This window comes from Streptomyces tendae (assembly GCF_008632955.1).
In the GTDB taxonomy this organism is placed as follows: Bacteria; Actinomycetota; Actinomycetes; order Streptomycetales; family Streptomycetaceae; genus Streptomyces.
The window spans coordinates 4,199,954-4,215,349 of record NZ_CP043959.1 but is presented as its reverse complement, the minus strand read 5'-3'; the positions used below and the strand labels follow the sequence as shown (position 1 = coordinate 4,215,349).

The 15,396-nt window shown below is 68.9% G+C and carries 15 protein-coding genes and 3 pseudogenes; 5 read left to right on the top strand and 13 right to left on the bottom strand.

Features of this window, described 5'->3' with window-relative positions; all coding sequences use genetic code 11:
• Positions 1-178 precede the first annotated feature (178 nt).
• A pseudogene (locus tag F3L20_RS19355) lies at positions 179-407 on the bottom strand (IS110 family transposase); the annotation flags it as partial.
• 234 nt (positions 408-641) lie between these two features.
• Here F3L20_RS19355 and F3L20_RS19350 point away from each other — a divergent pair.
• Complete coding sequence (locus F3L20_RS19350; RefSeq protein ID WP_150155428.1) at positions 642-1,118, top strand: ATP-binding protein; 477 nt, start codon at positions 642-644, stop codon at positions 1,116-1,118.
• 555 nt (positions 1,119-1,673) lie between these two features.
• Here F3L20_RS19350 and F3L20_RS19345 read toward each other — a convergent pair.
• The 3 genes from F3L20_RS19345 to F3L20_RS19335 form a co-directional block, all read right to left on the bottom strand.
• Positions 1,674-2,171 (bottom strand): hypothetical protein, encoded by a 498-nt coding sequence (locus tag F3L20_RS19345; RefSeq protein ID WP_150155427.1) that lies wholly within the window; start codon positions 2,169-2,171, stop codon positions 1,674-1,676.
• 29 nt (positions 2,172-2,200) lie between these two features.
• The gene (locus tag F3L20_RS19340; protein ID WP_150155426.1) at positions 2,201-3,427 is read right to left on the bottom strand and encodes a hypothetical protein; all 1,227 of its coding nucleotides are present in this window, start codon (positions 3,425-3,427) and stop codon (positions 2,201-2,203) included.
• A 160-nt stretch (positions 3,428-3,587) separates the two neighbouring features.
• Positions 3,588-4,088 (bottom strand): hypothetical protein, encoded by a 501-nt coding sequence (locus tag F3L20_RS19335; RefSeq protein WP_150155425.1) that lies wholly within the window; start codon positions 4,086-4,088, stop codon positions 3,588-3,590.
• Between the two features lie 170 nt (positions 4,089-4,258).
• On the opposite strand from F3L20_RS19335, the gene F3L20_RS19330 reads away from it, so the two are divergent.
• Positions 4,259-5,206 (top strand): LysR family transcriptional regulator, encoded by a 948-nt coding sequence (locus tag F3L20_RS19330; RefSeq protein ID WP_150155424.1) that lies wholly within the window; start codon positions 4,259-4,261, stop codon positions 5,204-5,206.
• Positions 5,207-5,294: 88 nt separating this feature from the next.
• Here F3L20_RS19330 and F3L20_RS19325 read toward each other — a convergent pair whose 3' ends face one another.
• The gene (locus tag F3L20_RS19325; RefSeq protein WP_431193168.1) at positions 5,295-6,797 is read right to left on the bottom strand and encodes a SulP family inorganic anion transporter; all 1,503 of its coding nucleotides are present in this window, start codon (positions 6,795-6,797) and stop codon (positions 5,295-5,297) included.
• 412 nt (positions 6,798-7,209) lie between these two features.
• Between F3L20_RS19325 and F3L20_RS19320 the strand changes: the two genes are divergently transcribed.
• Positions 7,210-7,620 (top strand): MerR family transcriptional regulator, encoded by a 411-nt coding sequence (locus F3L20_RS19320; RefSeq protein ID WP_206338799.1) that lies wholly within the window; start codon positions 7,210-7,212, stop codon positions 7,618-7,620.
• A gap of 214 nt (positions 7,621-7,834) precedes the next feature.
• On the opposite strand, the gene crcB (F3L20_RS19315) is transcribed toward F3L20_RS19320, so the two are convergent.
• The 3 genes from crcB (F3L20_RS19315) to crcB (F3L20_RS19305) are packed head-to-tail and all read right to left on the bottom strand — an operon-like array spanning position 7,835 to position 9,041.
• Complete coding sequence (gene crcB / locus F3L20_RS19315; protein ID WP_150155423.1) at positions 7,835-8,209, bottom strand: fluoride efflux transporter CrcB; 375 nt, start codon at positions 8,207-8,209, stop codon at positions 7,835-7,837.
• Positions 8,206-8,559: a DUF190 domain-containing protein gene (locus F3L20_RS19310; RefSeq protein ID WP_150155422.1), complete on the bottom strand. Its 354-nt coding sequence runs from the start codon at positions 8,557-8,559 to the stop codon at positions 8,206-8,208. Before F3L20_RS19310 ends, crcB (F3L20_RS19315) begins: the two co-directional genes overlap by 4 nt.
• Complete coding sequence (gene crcB / locus F3L20_RS19305) at positions 8,556-9,041, bottom strand: fluoride efflux transporter CrcB (RefSeq protein WP_150157418.1); 486 nt, start codon at positions 9,039-9,041, stop codon at positions 8,556-8,558. The genes F3L20_RS19310 and crcB (F3L20_RS19305) overlap by 4 nt, the downstream gene beginning before the upstream one ends.
• A gap of 641 nt (positions 9,042-9,682) precedes the next feature.
• Between crcB (F3L20_RS19305) and F3L20_RS19295 the strand changes: the two genes are divergently transcribed.
• Together F3L20_RS19295 and F3L20_RS19290 are read left to right on the top strand one after the other, a co-directional pair.
• Positions 9,683-10,582 (top strand): MerR family transcriptional regulator, encoded by a 900-nt coding sequence (locus F3L20_RS19295; RefSeq protein WP_150157417.1) that lies wholly within the window; start codon positions 9,683-9,685, stop codon positions 10,580-10,582.
• A gap of 564 nt (positions 10,583-11,146) precedes the next feature.
• Positions 11,147-11,236, top strand: a pseudogene (locus tag F3L20_RS19290) (IS5/IS1182 family transposase); the annotation flags it as partial.
• 15 nt (positions 11,237-11,251) lie between these two features.
• On the opposite strand, the gene F3L20_RS19285 reads toward F3L20_RS19290, so the two are convergent.
• From F3L20_RS19285 to F3L20_RS19265, 5 genes and pseudogenes are all read right to left on the bottom strand, one after another.
• Positions 11,252-11,797 carry a pyridoxamine 5'-phosphate oxidase family protein gene (locus tag F3L20_RS19285; RefSeq protein WP_150155421.1) on the bottom strand — a complete coding sequence of 182 codons (546 nt, stop codon included), beginning with the start codon at positions 11,795-11,797 and terminating at the stop codon, positions 11,252-11,254.
• 620 nt (positions 11,798-12,417) lie between these two features.
• A complete protein-coding gene (locus tag F3L20_RS19280) occupies positions 12,418-13,503 on the bottom strand; it encodes a glycerophosphodiester phosphodiesterase family protein (RefSeq protein ID WP_150155420.1) in 1,086 nt (361 codons plus the stop codon).
• 278 nt (positions 13,504-13,781) lie between these two features.
• Entirely contained in the window at positions 13,782-14,084 is a 303-nt protein-coding gene (locus tag F3L20_RS19275; RefSeq protein WP_150155419.1) for a hypothetical protein, read from the bottom strand.
• Positions 14,085-14,378: 294 nt separating this feature from the next.
• Complete coding sequence (locus F3L20_RS19270) at positions 14,379-14,588, bottom strand: alpha/beta hydrolase (RefSeq protein WP_240810704.1); 210 nt, start codon at positions 14,586-14,588, stop codon at positions 14,379-14,381.
• Between the two features lie 287 nt (positions 14,589-14,875).
• Positions 14,876-15,205 (bottom strand): annotated as a pseudogene (locus tag F3L20_RS19265) (IS110 family transposase); the annotation flags it as partial.
• Between the last annotated feature and the right edge of the window lie 191 nt (positions 15,206-15,396).

Sequence of the window (15,396 nt, the reverse complement as noted above, 5' to 3'; positions counted from 1 at the left end):
GGTGCGGGCGGGGACACCGCAGGACGAGGCCGAGGCAATGGCCGCCCGTGTGTGGGCCGAGATGTCGAAACGCTGACCTGCTGACGTCCTTCACGCACTGTGTCAGCCGCCGGGGGAACGCGCGGCCGTGTCCATGCGACGAGGTCCAGGCGACTGGGTGGAAATCGCCGCGCGCCGCGTTCCGCAGCCTGGCGAACAGCACGATGATCCGTCGGCGGGCCAGGCGGAGAAGTGCCTGTGGGTGAATCTTTCCCCTGGTGCGCCATTTGCCGTAGCAGGAGCGAGAGACGGGATCGTGCAGCGTGCCGAACGCCCACTGGAACATGGTGCGTTCCGCAGTCTGTGACCGCCGCGAGGGGTGTGTTCGCCGTGGATCGAGGTCCCCACGACTTGGTCGTGGGGCACGATGTCGCGAAGGCGGGGCGCAGGTTAGCGTGTGATCACAAACAGTACGCTGGCGTGGTGGGTGGGAAGCGGCACTGCCTGGTCCGCTCGTTCATGCCTGCCGTACCCCTTCGACTTTGCCCAGGTCGGAACAGCCGCAAGGAAATTCCGAAACAGAGCTCCTGGCGTGTGGTGCCGCGACGTTTCCGGGTAGCCGGGTTGGGTACTGCTCGGCGCTTCGGAAGTGAGGCGGGTTGATGGATGCTGCTGTCCCGAACGAGGGCCAGGAGCCGCTGGGGGACCGTCCGATCGCGGCCTCCGCGGCGTTCGAGGGCAGTGCGGAGATCGCAGAAGCCCGTGACCTGGCCCGCGACTTCCTCACGTCTGTGCAGGTCGAGCATGGGCTGCCGGTGTCGAAGCGGGCGATGGGCATGGCGCAGCTGGTGGTGAGTGAGCTCGTGACCAACGCCCGTAAGTACGCGCCCGGCCCGTGCCTGCTGGATCTGGAGATCATCGACGGGGCTGTCCGGATCAGTGTGTGGGACAGCAGCACCGCGCAGCCGTCGGTCCAGGCGGCCGACCCGGAGCGGGTCGGTCAGCACGGCCTGGAAATCGTGACGGCGGTGTCCGAGACCGTCAGCGTTCACCGGGAGCCGGTGGGCAAGCGGATCACCGCGACCCTCGTGCTCGCCGACGACCCCGGCGAGGCCGCCGCCGGCCGTCAGGCCATGTGACCTTCGGGCTGCGAGGTCCAGGCATGTGGCGGCCAGATGCTCGGCGACCAAGCGCCGCCCCGGGTGCGCAGGCACGGTCCGAGAACACCGCCGCACACCCGAGGTTACCCGGCGGCCCGCCTCCGCCAACTCGGCGCCGGTCCCGCTGCCGGTGGGACCGGCGCCGACCACCGTCACTGGGGCCGCCGCGGGCCTGACGGCGAGGACTGCCCGCAGCCCCTGGGCCTCCCCCAGGCCGGCGAGCGGGTGGGCGGACTCAGCCGCTCCGGGGAACGCCCGGTTCGGTGCCGCCGCTGCCTGCGGCGTAGATCGGGTAGTCGTACGCAGGTCCGCCGGCAGCGATGCCGCGAGTCAGGTGCGGGCGTGCGTCAGAGAGCGGCCCCCGCCCGTACCAGGGCAGGGGCCACACATCGAGCTGAGCGGGGACGGCCCGGTCCGTGCCGATGGCGACAGGAACCGCGCCGACCGTCGGTACCCCGGCGGTGCTTCAGCCCGGCTGCGCCGCATCCGACGCAGTCGTTGGCGAGGTCGGCGGACGTGGCCGGTGTGCGTTCCTCAGCAGTTGCGGATGGACCACACCGGCGTCCAGTCGTACGTGAAGGGCCTGTTCTCCGGCAGGGCGACGTCCAGCACCTGTCCGTTCTGGCCGTAGAAGAAGGCGGCGGCGCCGACCTGGTTGTTCACGGCCTGGCCCACGCCGTTCCAGTACGACAGGGAGTACTGGGCGCACCGGTAGAGGAAGAAGACCTTGTACTTGCCCACGGCGGGGTCCCATACGCCGGCGCACAGGTTGCCAGAGGTGCACTCGACGGGGTTGCCCGACGTCGTGTGGACGTAGTCGGCGGCCGGGGACACCGTGGGGGAGACGGCCGCCACGGCGCGCGAGGAGGAGGCGGTGGTTTCCCGGGGCGCCGGAGGCATGATCATGATGAGGCTGCCGTCTTCGCGGGGCGTGTCCGGGCCTGCGTGGGCCGGAGCCGACGCGAAGGCGGACGCCAGCACCCACAGGAAGGCAGCCACCACACCGAGGGTGGAACGCCTGGTACGCGACATCGTCACTCCTTTTTCCGGGACATCCGGAATCAGTGCTGTTCGGTGCACAGCGGAACGTCGGGCAGCTGGTTGTCCGGATGGCTGATGTAGATGTTGGTGACGTAGCCCCCGTACTGCGGCAGATACGCCCACCAGTCGTTGGTGTACGGCGGGACGGAGACGACCTGGCCCTTCTTCTGGCAGCCCACCAGCACTTCCACGCCGGCCGGGAGCCGGGTCAGCAGGTTGTCCCCGAGTGCCGGGTCCTTGCGGACCGCGACATCCGACCCCCACGTTCCGTACCACGAGCCCGTCGGTGCCGTGCCGCCGGGAACGTTCAAGGAACGGGTCAGCCGGCCGAGGTCGGTATAGGCCTTGCCGTAGGAGGTGCCGTCCGGGTGCAGGGTGAGGACGGCGACGATCGACCGGTCACCGCTTCCGACGGTGCCGGTCGTGTGCAGCGCCGGCCGGGTCAGGTCGACACCCGCGGCCCCAGCGGCGTCAGGGACGGAGCCGGACTGCGTACGGGCCGGGGTGCTGCTGTCCGGGCCGCAGGTGCCCTTCGCGGAATAGGCTGACCAGCCCTGCTTGACGGCCCACGGCCGGTTGAAGGAGGCGGCGATGCCGAAGTGCTGGTCGAAGGAGTCGGAGGCGCACCGGGTCGACTGGCGCAGACGCTGCATGATGAAGTCGCGCACATCGGCGGGGGCGGTTTCCAGGATGTGGCGGTAGATCTTGACCGTGTCGCGGGCGGAGAGGGCCGTGTAGCCCCAGTAGCCCTCGTATCCCGCCGGAGGCCGCGCCGTGTCGACGAGCCCGAGACGCGTGATCATGCGGTCGACGATCGAGGGTCCCCCGTAGGTCGACCAGTAGTGGTTGGCGGCACTGTCCTGGCTGCTGCGGAGCATGGCGTCCAGCCGGGCACGGTCGGCGTCCGGGATGCCGGCGGGACTGCGGTTCCACAGGAAGTCGAGAGCCAGCAGGAGTTTGACGACGGAGGCGGAGCGAAAGGTGGCCGACGCGTTGAGCTGCTCGGTGAAGGTGCCGGCCTGCCGGTCGAACACCGCTACGCCGGCTGTGACGCCGGCGGGCACCTGAGGGCTTCGCGGTGCGGCCGACTGCCTGTCGTCCGCCGTCCTCGGACCCGCCGCTGCCGCACCTGAGTGCGGGAGTGCCGCGCAGATGAACGCGAGGGAGAGGAGAACCGCGGCTGCGGCGAGCGTGCGGTGAGGGGTCCGGCGGGACCGGGTGGGGGAGTGGCGTGAGGTAAGGAGCATGTCGTGACGGGTCCTCGGTGATGAGTGGGAACGCGATGAGGGGTGGGCGCGTCCGGAGCGGGCGTCGCGCTGTCCGGCACGGTGACACCCTGGCGAGGAGTCTTCGTGCCGGACGCGTGCGGTGCCGGGCGGAGTGCCCTGGTGGCGACTGCCGGGCGGCCTACGGGATGTTGCACTCCGTCATGCCGGGCCAGGGGTCGGTCGACGTCCACACGTCCACGGCGGGGACGAATCCCCATGCGTGCTGCACCTCCTGGCCGGGAGCGACGCGGTCCCCCATGGTGTAGTACCAGACATTGTTGCCGCCGTCGTGCCAGGCGCCCCTGCCCCAGCACACGAACCAGCTCGACGAGGTGTCGATCCAGCCGATCACCGGGCACGCCGCTATGAAGCTGGCGCAGCCGTACAGCGGGGCTCCGGCCCGGTTGCCGCACACCCAGTCCCGCGACCAGGTGCGCCCGGTCCACGCGTCGTAGTGGCTGACGTTGCGGGCGGTGCACGATGCCTGGGGCGCGGGATGCGCCGCATTGATCCCGCGGGATGCGCTCGGCGTCGCACGGATCGTGTGGTCGGTCTGCGGCGTCGACGCCTGAACGGCGCCCGCGCTGAACAGTACGGCCAGGAGGGCGGCGAGTATCGCCACCCCTCTTCTCACGGACATGTCTCGGCCCCCGTTGTCGAGAAAGTGATGGTCGCAGCGATGGTCGGAAGGCCCCACGGAACCAGTGGGTTGCACGGGGCGTCGCTTCGGATCGAGCCTTCCACCCTCACTCGGTGCATGTCATTGCTTACGTCCATGCGAGATGAAAACTGATCAATAAAGGATTCATGATGGTTGCTGGCGGAACGGTCTCCGGGGCTGGAGCACCGACGGGTCCCGATCCACGAACACCGAGTGCGCACCAACTGCGGCTGTTCGTCGCTCTGGCGGAGGAACTCCACTTCTCCCGCGCCGCCGCCCGCCTCTTCATCACACAGTCGGCCCTGAGCCAGCAGATCAAAGACCTCGAACGGCGCCTCGGTGTCCAGTTGTTCGACCGCTCCAGCCGGACCGTCACTCTCACGCCGCAGGGGAAGGTGCTGCTGGCGGACGCGCGGGACGTGGTGACGGCCATGGACCGGCTGAGCCACAGCGCCTCGATGCAGGCGCGCCGGCTCACGGGCCGGCTCGTGGTGGGCACGATCGGGGCCGAGGCAGCCATGCCCTACACCCGGGCGGTCCTGGGTCTGCTGCACGAGCGGCACCCGCGGGTCCAGATCGACGTGCGCAGCCTCCATTTCGCCGACCATTTCGACGCCTTGTTCCGCCATGACATCGACGTGGTCTTCCTGCGGCCACCGGTGCCCGACGGCATCGAGGTGCAACAACTCGCCTTGGAGGACCGGTTGGCCTGTCTGCCGGCGAGCGACCCGCTCGCGGGCCGGGCACCCATCACCCTTGCGCAGCTGGCGGACCGTCCGGTGATCGACGTACCGCCCCAGGTGCCGCGGGTGTGGTGGAACTTCTGGGCCGTGGACCCCCGACCCGGCGGCACCCCGGTCCGCTACGGACCGGTCGCCTCGGACGTGGAGGGACTGCTCCATCTCGTCGCCCAGGGCGAAGGCATGTGCTTCCTGCCGGCCGCCGCCCGCGACCTCTTCCCGCGCCCTGGCGTGAGCTACGTCGAGGTCACGGACCTGCCTCCCTCCGCGGCCGGGCTCGCCTGGCTGAGGAGCAACCGTACTGAGCCGCTGATCAAGGCTGTTGCCAGTGCGGCCCGGTACGTGGCATCGGCGTGAGGCCGAACGGACTCCTCATCCGGCTCCGTTCGGCGGAGAGCCCGTCCGCAGCCGGGGCCGGAACCCTTCGGGTTCTGCCGGGCTGAACTCAGTGGCTGGTGAGTTCGCCGGTGAGCTTGCCGTGGAGGTCGGCGCTGGGGTCGTTCAGGCCGATGATCTCCACGCTCTTGCCGCGCTGGGCATATTTGCTTCCGATCGCGTCCAGGGCGGCGACTGAGGAGGCGTCCCAGATGTGGGCGGCACTCAGGTCGATGACGACCTTCTCCGGGTCGTTCGCGTAGTCGAACTGGCCGACGAGGTCGTTGGAGGAGGCGAAGAACAGCTCGCCGGTGACCCGGTAGACGACCGTGGTGTTGTCGGGGTCGATGACAGCGGTGACCTCGGCGAGGTGGGCGACCCGCTTGGCGAAGACGACCATGGCGGTGACAGAGCCGAGGACGACACCGATGGCGAGGTTGTGAGTCGCCACGACGGTTGCGACGGTGATGGCCATGACGCCGATCTCCCCGGCGGGCATCCGCTTGAGGGTCTTGGGGGCGACGGAGTGCCAGTCGAAGGTCGCGAAGGACACCATGATCATGACGGCGACCAGCGCGGCCATGGGGATGTCGGAAACCACCGGGCCGAAGGCGATGCACAGCACCATCAGGAAGGCGCCGGCGAGGAAGGTGGACAAGCGGGTGCGGGCACCGGAGACCTTCACGTTGATCATGGTCTGGCCGATCATGGCGCAGCCGCCCATGCCGCCGAAGAAGCCGGTGACGATGTTGGCGATGCCCTGGCCGACGGACTCACGGGTCTTGTCCGAGTGGGTGTCGGTGATGTCGTCGACGAGCTTGGCCGTCATCAGCGACTCCATCAGCCCGACCAGGGCCATCGCGAAGGCGTACGGGGCGATCGTCGTCAGGGTGTCGAGGGTGAACGGCACGTCCGGCAAGCCGGGAACCGGCAGGGAGGAAGGGAGTTCGCCCTTGTCGCCGACGGTCGGCACGGCGATGGCCGCGCCGACGGTGATGGCAGTGAGGATGACGATGGAGAGCAGCGGAGCCGGGATCACAGTGGTGATCCTGGGGAAGAGCACCATCAGGGCCAGACCGCCGATGATCAGCGGATACACCGCCCAGGGGACGTTCCTCATCTCGGGGACCTGGGCCATGAAGATCAGAATGGCGAGGGCGTTGACGAAGCCGACCATCACCGAGCGGGGAATGAACCGCATGAGCTTTGCCACGCCGAGCACGCCGAGCACGACCTGGATGACACCGGCGAGGATCACGGCGGCGATGAGGTGGCCGAGGCCGTGCTCACGGTTGAGAGGGGCGATGACAAGCGCGACGGCGCCCGTGGCGGCGGAGATCATCGCTCGGCGGCCACCGACGATCGAGATGACCACGGCCATGGTGAAGGAGGCGAACAGCCCCACCGCCGGGTCGACCCCCGCGATGATCGAGAACGAGATCGCCTCCGGGATCAGGGCCAAGGCAACGACCAGGCCGGCCAGGACCTCGGTGCGCCAGACCTTCGGGTTGCTCAGCCAGTCGGGGCGCAGCGCGCGCAGCGGCGCGGCAGGGGGCACAGCGGAAGAGGACAAGGAAATACGTACCTGTCATGCTCGGGCCCACCCCACCGGCCGACAGGGGTGTGCGGGGAAGGATGCGGGAGACTGAGTGGCGCTCCGCAGGCGGCCGCGGACAGCGGGCCGGGGAAGTCGAAGAGGGATGAAGCCGGGGTGCAGTGACGCAGATGGGCGGCTCACATCCGAGGGCGAAGGGTCACGGCGGGCAGGCGGCGGTCGGCGTCATGGGCTCACGCACGCTCTCTCCTGCGAGAATCGGGTCGTCGCCGGGAGCGCCATCGGCCCCGGAACGGCAACGGTAGGGCAGCAAGGCGGCCCCACCGTCACGAACTCTACCCTAACGTTAGGGTAGAGAGTGGTGGGTCGCGGAACCCGGTTCACCGCGGATGAGCCGGTTCACCACGATGCGAAGGGGCAGGCCACGGGCGTGGACGACAAGCACATGCAGATCGGCGAGGTCGCCGCACGGACCGAACTGTCCCTGCGCACCATCCGGCACTACGAGGAGACCGGCCTGGTCGCCCCCTCAGCCCGCTCCCAGGGCGGCTTTCGCCTCTACACCGAGACCGACGTGCAGCGGCTCATGGTTGTCCGCCGCATGAAGCCGCTCGGCTTCACGTTGGAGCAGATGCGCGATCTGCTGGACGCGACCGACCGCCTGGACGGCGACGACGCACTCGACGACGAGCGGGAAGCACTACTGGACAGGGTCCGCGCATACGAGCGGGCCGCCACCGAACAGGTTGAGAAATTGCGCGTCCAGCTGCGCCGCGCGGAGGACTTCGCCGCCACCCTCCGAGCACGCCTGCCGGAGACGGCCCCCTCCGCCGGAGCCTGACGTCCGGCCCGGAACTCACGGCGTTCTCAGGTCCCGTACCTGTGCGGCACCAGAGACGGTGAGCCCGTAGCCGGGTAGCCGGGGTGCGTGCCGAACGACTCTTCTCACCGACCCGCCCACCTCACCGACGCACCCACCTCCCTCCCTCACTCACTCCCGACGCGTCGGTCGCACACCTACGCGCGGAGGCCCACGAAATCCCGGACGAGTCGGATCAGGCCCACAGCGCCTCCGCCACCGCGACGCCGACGAAGGCCGCGCCGAGCCCGGCGACGACGCTGGCGATGACGTTGGCGAAGGCGAAGAACTCCGCCCCCGTCTGCGCCAGTCGCATCGTCTCGTAGGAGAACGTCGAGTAGGTGGTCAGTGCCCCGCAGAACCCGGTGCCGATCAGGAGCTGTACCGAGTCCGAGGCGGCGCCGTAGGTGATGGCGCCGGTGAGCAGGCCCAGGACCAGGCAGCCGGCCACGTTCACGACGAAGGTGCCCCAGGGGAAGACGGTGTCGTGCCGTTTCTGCACCGCCAGGTCGGTCAGGTACCGCAGAGGCGCGCCGACGACGGCGCCGGCGATGACCAGCAGCCAGTTCACTCCGCACGCTCCTCACTCCGGCCGACGTACCGGATGACCTCGCAGTCGTCGAGGATCACCAGGCCCTCGGTGACCAGTTCGTCGAGTTGAGGCAGGAACGCACGGATGCGCTGCTCGTCGTCGACGATGACCACCGCGACGGGCAGGTCCTCGCTCAGTGACAGCAGCCTGGTGGTGTGGATCAGCGACGAGGCACCGAACCCCTCGATGCCGCGGAACACCGACGCCCCCGCGAGCCCGGACCGGTGGGCACGGTGCACGATCTCGGTGTACAGCGCCTTGTGGTGCCAGACGTCGTTCTCCCCGATCAGGATCGTCACGCGCAGCGCGCGACCGGTCAGTCTTGTCATGCTTGCCTCCACGCCACGATCCGGCGCGTTGCCCACGCCGCGCTCCATACCGCCGCCATTGCCACCAGTAGCGTCAGCCCCAGGTAGGCCAGCCCCGCACGGGCCCGGTCGGCGTCGACCAGTCTCTGAATGTCGACCGCATAGGTCGAGAACGTCGTGAACCCGCCCAGCACCCCGGTGCCCAAGAACGGCCGCACCAGCCGATGGGCTGCCCACACGTCGTTGATGACGACCATGAACACGCCGATCACCGCGCAGCCGACAGCGTTCACACCCAGCGTGGTCCACGGGAATGCTCCGTCGGCTGTCGGCCACAGCAGGGACGCGCCGTAGCGGGCCGAGGCGCCTATCGCACCACCCAGCGCCACCACGGCCACTACGGAAACCTGGGACCGCCAGGTACCGGGCCGTTGGACGGGTACGTGCAGGTCGACGTCCGGGTCGGTGGGCTCACCCGCGGCCCGGGAATGCGAGGGCTTCATCAGGTACACGTCTCCCTACTCGCCGGGCACCCTCGTTCTCAGGGTGCGCGTGATCGCAAGCAGGGACCGTTGGCGGCACCGGTGCCGCGGTTCGGGTACGGCGGGCCCCACCGCCGCGCGGCCGCTCCTCACCGGAACCACCGCCGTCGATCAGGATACGGTACCGGCCCGCGGCACAGCCGAGCGTGACTACGCAGACGTCGCGTGATCACCCGTCCTGCGTGACCTGGCTCCCCGCCGCCCCCGCGGCGGCCATCTTCTTGCCCGCCCAGGCGTCCGCCGCGTCGGCCGGGGCGAGGACCAGGCCGATTGGCGGCGCTGGTGGAGTCCCGCGCGAACGGCTGAACCGTGCGACCAAACGCCACCGACGTCGTCCAGGTTCTCCGGAACCCGCCCTCCGCCTCGCTACCGCGTTCCTCGCCGAACACCACGACGAATGGATCGCCTTCCCTCGCCGCTACCCAGCCGACGAGGGCATGGACGGCCTCTATCCCGACGACGCGATCGTTCCGCCGCCCACGGAGGACGACTGATCGTCTGAACCACGACAACGGGTATGACCCCGCCTCGAGTTGCACCTTCCGCAGCGGTATGTGGTCCGGTGTACTCACGTACCGCCCCATCGAGGAAGGCCCATGCTCATGTATTCGTCCTTCATCCCACCGCGCCAGGTCAAGATCGGCAACGCGGCGGCCTTCGTCGGCACCACACCACGGGCGATCCGCCACTACCACGAGATCGGCCTGGTCCCCGAGCCCGTGCGAGGCGGCGACGACCGCCGCCGCTACGGCTACGAAGACATGATCCGTCTGCTGTGGATCCGCAAGATGGCCGACGCCGGGGTCGCCCTGGACGACATCCGCGACGCCTTCGCCGACACGCCTTCCGCCGGCGCAGACAGCGACGACGGTATCGCGGGCATCCTGGAGCGGCTGGAGGAAACCCTTCTCGCTCAGGAGGCAGAACTGCGGAGGCAGCGGACTGCCGTGCAGCGCATGCGTACCGAGGGAAGCAGGATGGGGCTGCTCTCTGGCGTCGTCACCAGCCGCCTCAAAAGCCTGCCCGAGGGCTCCCTGCGCCAGGCGGACCTGGACAGCCTGCTGGTCACCGAGCGGATCTTCGGCCCGCTCGGAGCAGCAGTCCAGGCCACCCGCTTCATCGCCCTGGCGACCCACCCGGCTCTGCGGGAAGCATCTGACCGTGTCGATGCCGCCGAAGAGGCACTCGACGACACGGTCGCCGTCGATGAACCCCGCGTGGCCCGGGTGGCTGCCGAACGCCATGCCTTCGAAATGGCGCTGCAAGCCGCCATCGAGGGTTCCGGTCTGGCGGAGAGCGACGACGCACTTCTCGACTCCTGGGACCTTTCCCACCCCGCCACCGCTGATGAGGGCGCAGCCGGCCAGAGCTCTGGCGGGGAACAACGAACCATGAGCGCATTCGAAGCTATCGGGAAGATGCCCTACGACTTCTCCCCGGCCCGCCTGCGCTGCATGGAGCTGGCCGAAGAACTCGCCGCCCACCAGTCAACCGCTTCCTGAAGCACGGCCTAAGGATCATCCCGGCATGATCTCCGGTGGGTGGGGCTCGGGCTGCCTGCGGCTGTGCTGCCTCAGGCTTGCGCAGGGAAGTCGGCGTGGCTGGTATGAGTACATGCTCAAGATGCTCGAACTACCCGCCAGTGCCTGTGTTTTCGTGGATGACTCCCCGCGCGACCTCCCCCCAGCGGCCGCACTGGGCATGGCTACGGTCCAGGCCCAGGAGCCACGGGCGACGATCACCAGCGTCCAGAACCTGCTCAACCTCAACTTGCTTTCCTGGCGCCCTGCAACATCAGTCCTACTGAATAAGGCTTCGGTCATCTCGTTGCAGTGGGCGCGTAGGGCAGTAGGGCCCTGCCTGATTCCGCAGTCCGGAGACCACCAGTAGTTGACCGTCTGCCGCGAACGACGAACCAAACTGCTGCCTCGCACATCTGCGTACTCAGCCGAGCCCCGAACGAGCGTGGCCGGTGGACACTCCCCTGGGGTGGTCGGCCACTTGCTCGTCCTGCTCGGCCACCGTGGCGACCACGGCGAGGTCGACGAGCCGCTCCTGCTGGCCGGGGGCACCGCAGCGACGTCTCTCGGCTCTTGCCTCTGCTCGATGCGGTCCCGCCAGTCCGCGGCCGCCTTGGCCGACCCCGCCGCAAACCGATTCGCTGCCCGCCGTCAGAAGGTGTAGCGGGTGTGGCTGAATACCTGGCCGTCGTGCCCGAAGCCGTACGCCGTGCCGGGTGTGACCGCAAACAGCAGGTCGTTGCCCTCACGGATACTGTCGCCGAAGCCGTAGAAGGTCCCCTCCGGGGAGGTGATGTGGTCCCCGTACTGCGCCTCGAACGCGGCGATGACCTCGTCCTGCCGCGCGGGATCCGTCACCTGCTCGGCCGTGCCCTCGATCACGATGTCGAGGCCCTCGGAGAGTGAGTTGCGCCCTGTGGTGAGTGCGCAGTGGGGATTGCCGGTCAGGTTCTTGGCCTTCTGCTCTCCCGATCCGGTGCTGAAGTACAGCGCCCCCTCGTGCCAGGCGGCAATGAGCGGCGTGACGTGCAGCCGGCCGTCCGGTCGCACCGTGGTGATCCAGAAGACCTCGGCGGCCCGCAGCTGGCGTTCGGCATCCGCCCAGTCGGTGGCGGTGACGTCCTTTGCGCCCGGGCGCGGGTTGAGCGCGGAGCTGTAGCGAGCGTCGAGCTCGGTCCTTGGCTGTCCTGGAGTCATGCGGAACTCCTTACTAGAACAAACGATCTAGTCCGGGTGTGGACGCACCCGGCTTTCCCGACGACATGGCAGACGCAAGCCACCTGGAACGTCACCCATGATGCTCGCCCCGCCCTCCCCCCGCGATTCCGCCGCGCTGCGACGCCGCCTGCTGCGCCTGTCCGTGCGGCTGTGGTGGCGCCCGTGCCAGGAGACCGCGTCGTTCCCACGGCCGCGGCGCACGTCGACGTTCTGGCACTACCACCGATCCACCCGCTCCCAGACCTTCCCGCGGCTGCACGGGTCCTGGCGGGCAAGGAGGAGCACCTGGTCGCCGACCGCCTCCACGGGCTCGCCGACGACATGGGGTCGCATCGCCGTCGCGGCCCGGGTGAACACCCTGCCCGGCTCCAGCTCGGCGAGCCCTGCTACGGAGGCGGCGTTGACGACCCGGACCGGCGCCGCAGGCGCTCCCCGGAGCCCGTAGGCCGCTGAGGGGAGCGCCTGCGGCGCAGACCCGCCGGAGACGCACGGGCACCAGGCTGGAAAAGCCTGACTGTCTTGCGGGGCCCCTGACACGTGTCGGGCGCTGCGCACGACAGGCCGGGTCGGCGGGCAACCGCCGGTCGCCTTCGGCGGCGTCAGGGGCGCGGCGCCCGGTAGGCCTTGGGCAGCTTCATGCCCCGGTGCGCCATGATCTCGCGGATGTGGTTCGGGTAGTTGGTGATGATGCCGTCGATGCCCATGTTCATGAGCGCCTCGACGGTGGCGTTGTCGTCGGCGGTCCAGGGGATGACCTTCAGCCCGCGCTTGTGGGCGTCGGCCACCATCTTCTCCGTGACGTAGAACGTGAAGTTCGGGTCGGCCACGGTGCCGTTCTGCGGCATGCCGTAGACCGGGGAGAGCGCCTTGACGCCGGGGATGGAGGCAGCGGCCTTGACGAAGTCACCGTCGTAGTCGTCGGCGTCGATGCCGCCGAGCCACGGGGAGGCGCCGGGCTTGCCGACCTGGAGGAAGTCGTAGTTGGTCAGCGCGACCAGGGGGTACTTGGGTGCCAGCCGGTGCATCGTCTTGAGGGCGCCCCAGTCGAAGGACTGCACGGTGACCTGCTTCTCGATGCCGGAGCGGTGGATCTCCTCGTAGACACGGCGAACGAAGATCTCGCGGGGCTGGGTCTGCTCGGGTGCGCCCGCCTCGACCTTGGTCTCGATGTTCAGCTTGATCTTGTCGGCGTGGTACTTCTTGACCAGGTTCAGTACGTCCTTGAGCTCCACCATACGGAAGCCCTTGATCTGCTCCTGCTCGGGGAAGCCGGGGAGCTGCTGGAAGCCGCAGTCCATCGTTTTGATCTGGGCAAGCGTCAGGTCCTTGATGTACTTGCCGACATAGGGGTACATCGGATCGTCCGGGACGGCGGGGGCGGTGTCCGCGCACTTCTGCTTGCTGATCTGCCGGTCGTGGTTGACAACGACCTTCAGGTCCTTGGTGACCTGGGTGTCCAGCTCCAAGGTGGTCACTCCGAGGCGCATGGCCTTGGCGAAGCCCTCCAAGGACTCCTCGGTGGTCATGCCGATGCCGCCGCGGTGGGCCTGCAGGTCGAACTGGGTCCTGCCGGGGTTCGTGTGGTGCTGCCCGTGGTCCTGGTGGACGGAGGCCGCATACGCGGTCGTGGGAAAGGCCAGCGCGGGGAGGACGGCCAGGGCCGTGATGACATGGCGGACGGACATGAGTACCTCATACGGATCGGGCGGGCTGAGTTCCTGACGCTACGTCCCGGCGCGACCCCGGACCCGGCACGCGCGTGAGGAGCCGGTGAACACCCGTGGAACGATCCGGAGTCCATGCTTCCGTTCGCCGCAAGTAGACCGTGTCCTGCCTGGCGAGGCGGATGAGTCGTTCGCTGCAGCAGAGGGCTGCGGCGAGGCCTGCGAAGTGCGCCTGGCCAGCAGGTCGGAACTGGGGACGATCCGCTCGTGGAGGTGCCATTCCACATCGGCCGGGTTGATCACGCCAGCCCCGCCATCACCTTACGGGCGAGCGCCGCGTAGTGCCGCCGGGCGGCCGCGATCTGCTCACGGTCGGACGAACGTAGCCCTTCTCGCTCGCGGGCCAGCCGCTTTTGTGTGGCCCGGGCGGCCTCGATGACGGACTCCCTCGGCAACGCCTTGGCCTCCTCCGCGGCGATGACGGCGCTGTAGGCGCCCACCGCACCGTTGACTGCCTCGATCGCCGCTTCGTACGCCGCCGTCTCCTCGTTGGACCACGCGTGCGCGTCCAGCTGGTCGGTGATGGAGATGCCGTTCGCCATGGAGTTCCCCCTTGTCTCGTGTTGCCAGTGTCGTCTGACAGACGCCGACAGTGCTCCGCAGATCAAGCCGATCTCTGGCACCCAACCGTCCGCGCCGCCCACCTACGCGGAGTCAGGATGGCGGCCGCTCGACACGGCGGACGAAGGACCTGGCCGACGCGCTTGCGGCCCGGTCCTCCGGAGCCAGCCGGCAGCACAAGGGCCGCCGGGCTGCTCGTGATGGCATGGGAGCGGCTTCTGTCGGTCCCATGGAGGCGGGCGCAGTAGGACAGGGAAGCACCGCGTTCCGGCGGGTTACTTCTGGGCGACGTCAGTGCAGTAGACGTCCTTGTCCGGCAGGTGGCCGCTGGCCAGGAAGCCGACGGTGGCCTTGTCGGCGCAGGCGGAGCCGGCGCCGTAGACGTGGTGCCCGCCGTTGTCGACGCCGACGAAGGCGGAGCCGTCACCGAGGGACTTGTGCATCACTGAGGACCAGGTCGCACGGCTGGCCAGCTTCGTCGGCACGCATCCCCGAAACCGCTCCGCTTCAAGGCGAAGCCCGCCGCACGGCTGCAGCCCTGCGCCTGGCCGCGAACAAACAGATCGCGGCGGTGATCTTCCACCGAAACTCTCCGGCTGAGCACTCAGGGGAGACGGCGCTGCATGCAACCGCCTCGTGGAACCTGCTGGTCGTGTTGGCTGGAGTTTGGCACGACCACCCGGACTTACCCGCTGACGCCGCCCTTGAGACTTTCGATGTCGACTGTGAGTCGCCCCTCTCGACGTCAATGCAGTGCGACTCGTGAGGGATCTCATGCCACTGCGGTAGGCCGGGACTCCGGGAAGGTTCCGTCGCGCGGCATTGCGAAGAGGACGTCGGCCCGGCGTCCGGCGAGGCAGAGCGGGGGGCCGGCGAACGCGAAGAGGAAGAAAGCCCGTTCGAGCCGCTTGTTTCCCCTGCAGGACGGTTGTTCGCCGCGGAGCGAGGAGCCCGAGTTGCGGGTCGCCGGGGCGAGTCCGGCGTAGGCGGCGAGGCGGTCGACGGTGGGGGAGGCGCTGCCGTCGCCGACCTCGATCAGGAGCCTGGCTCCGGTCCTGACGCCGATGCCCGGCATCGAGGTCAGGACTGCGGAAAGAGGGTGGGTGTTCCAGCAGTTCCTCGACCCGCGCGGCCTGCAGTCTGCGCCGGTCGAGGTCGGCCGTCAGTGATGCGGTCCCGGGCACCGAGGCGGCCGCGCTGAACGTCCCGAGCTGGCCGCAGCTCGCGGAGTTCGGGTTCGGTGTGGGGCAGGCGCTTGCCGAACGCCATCTTGCCGGTCGGTGTGACGGCGGT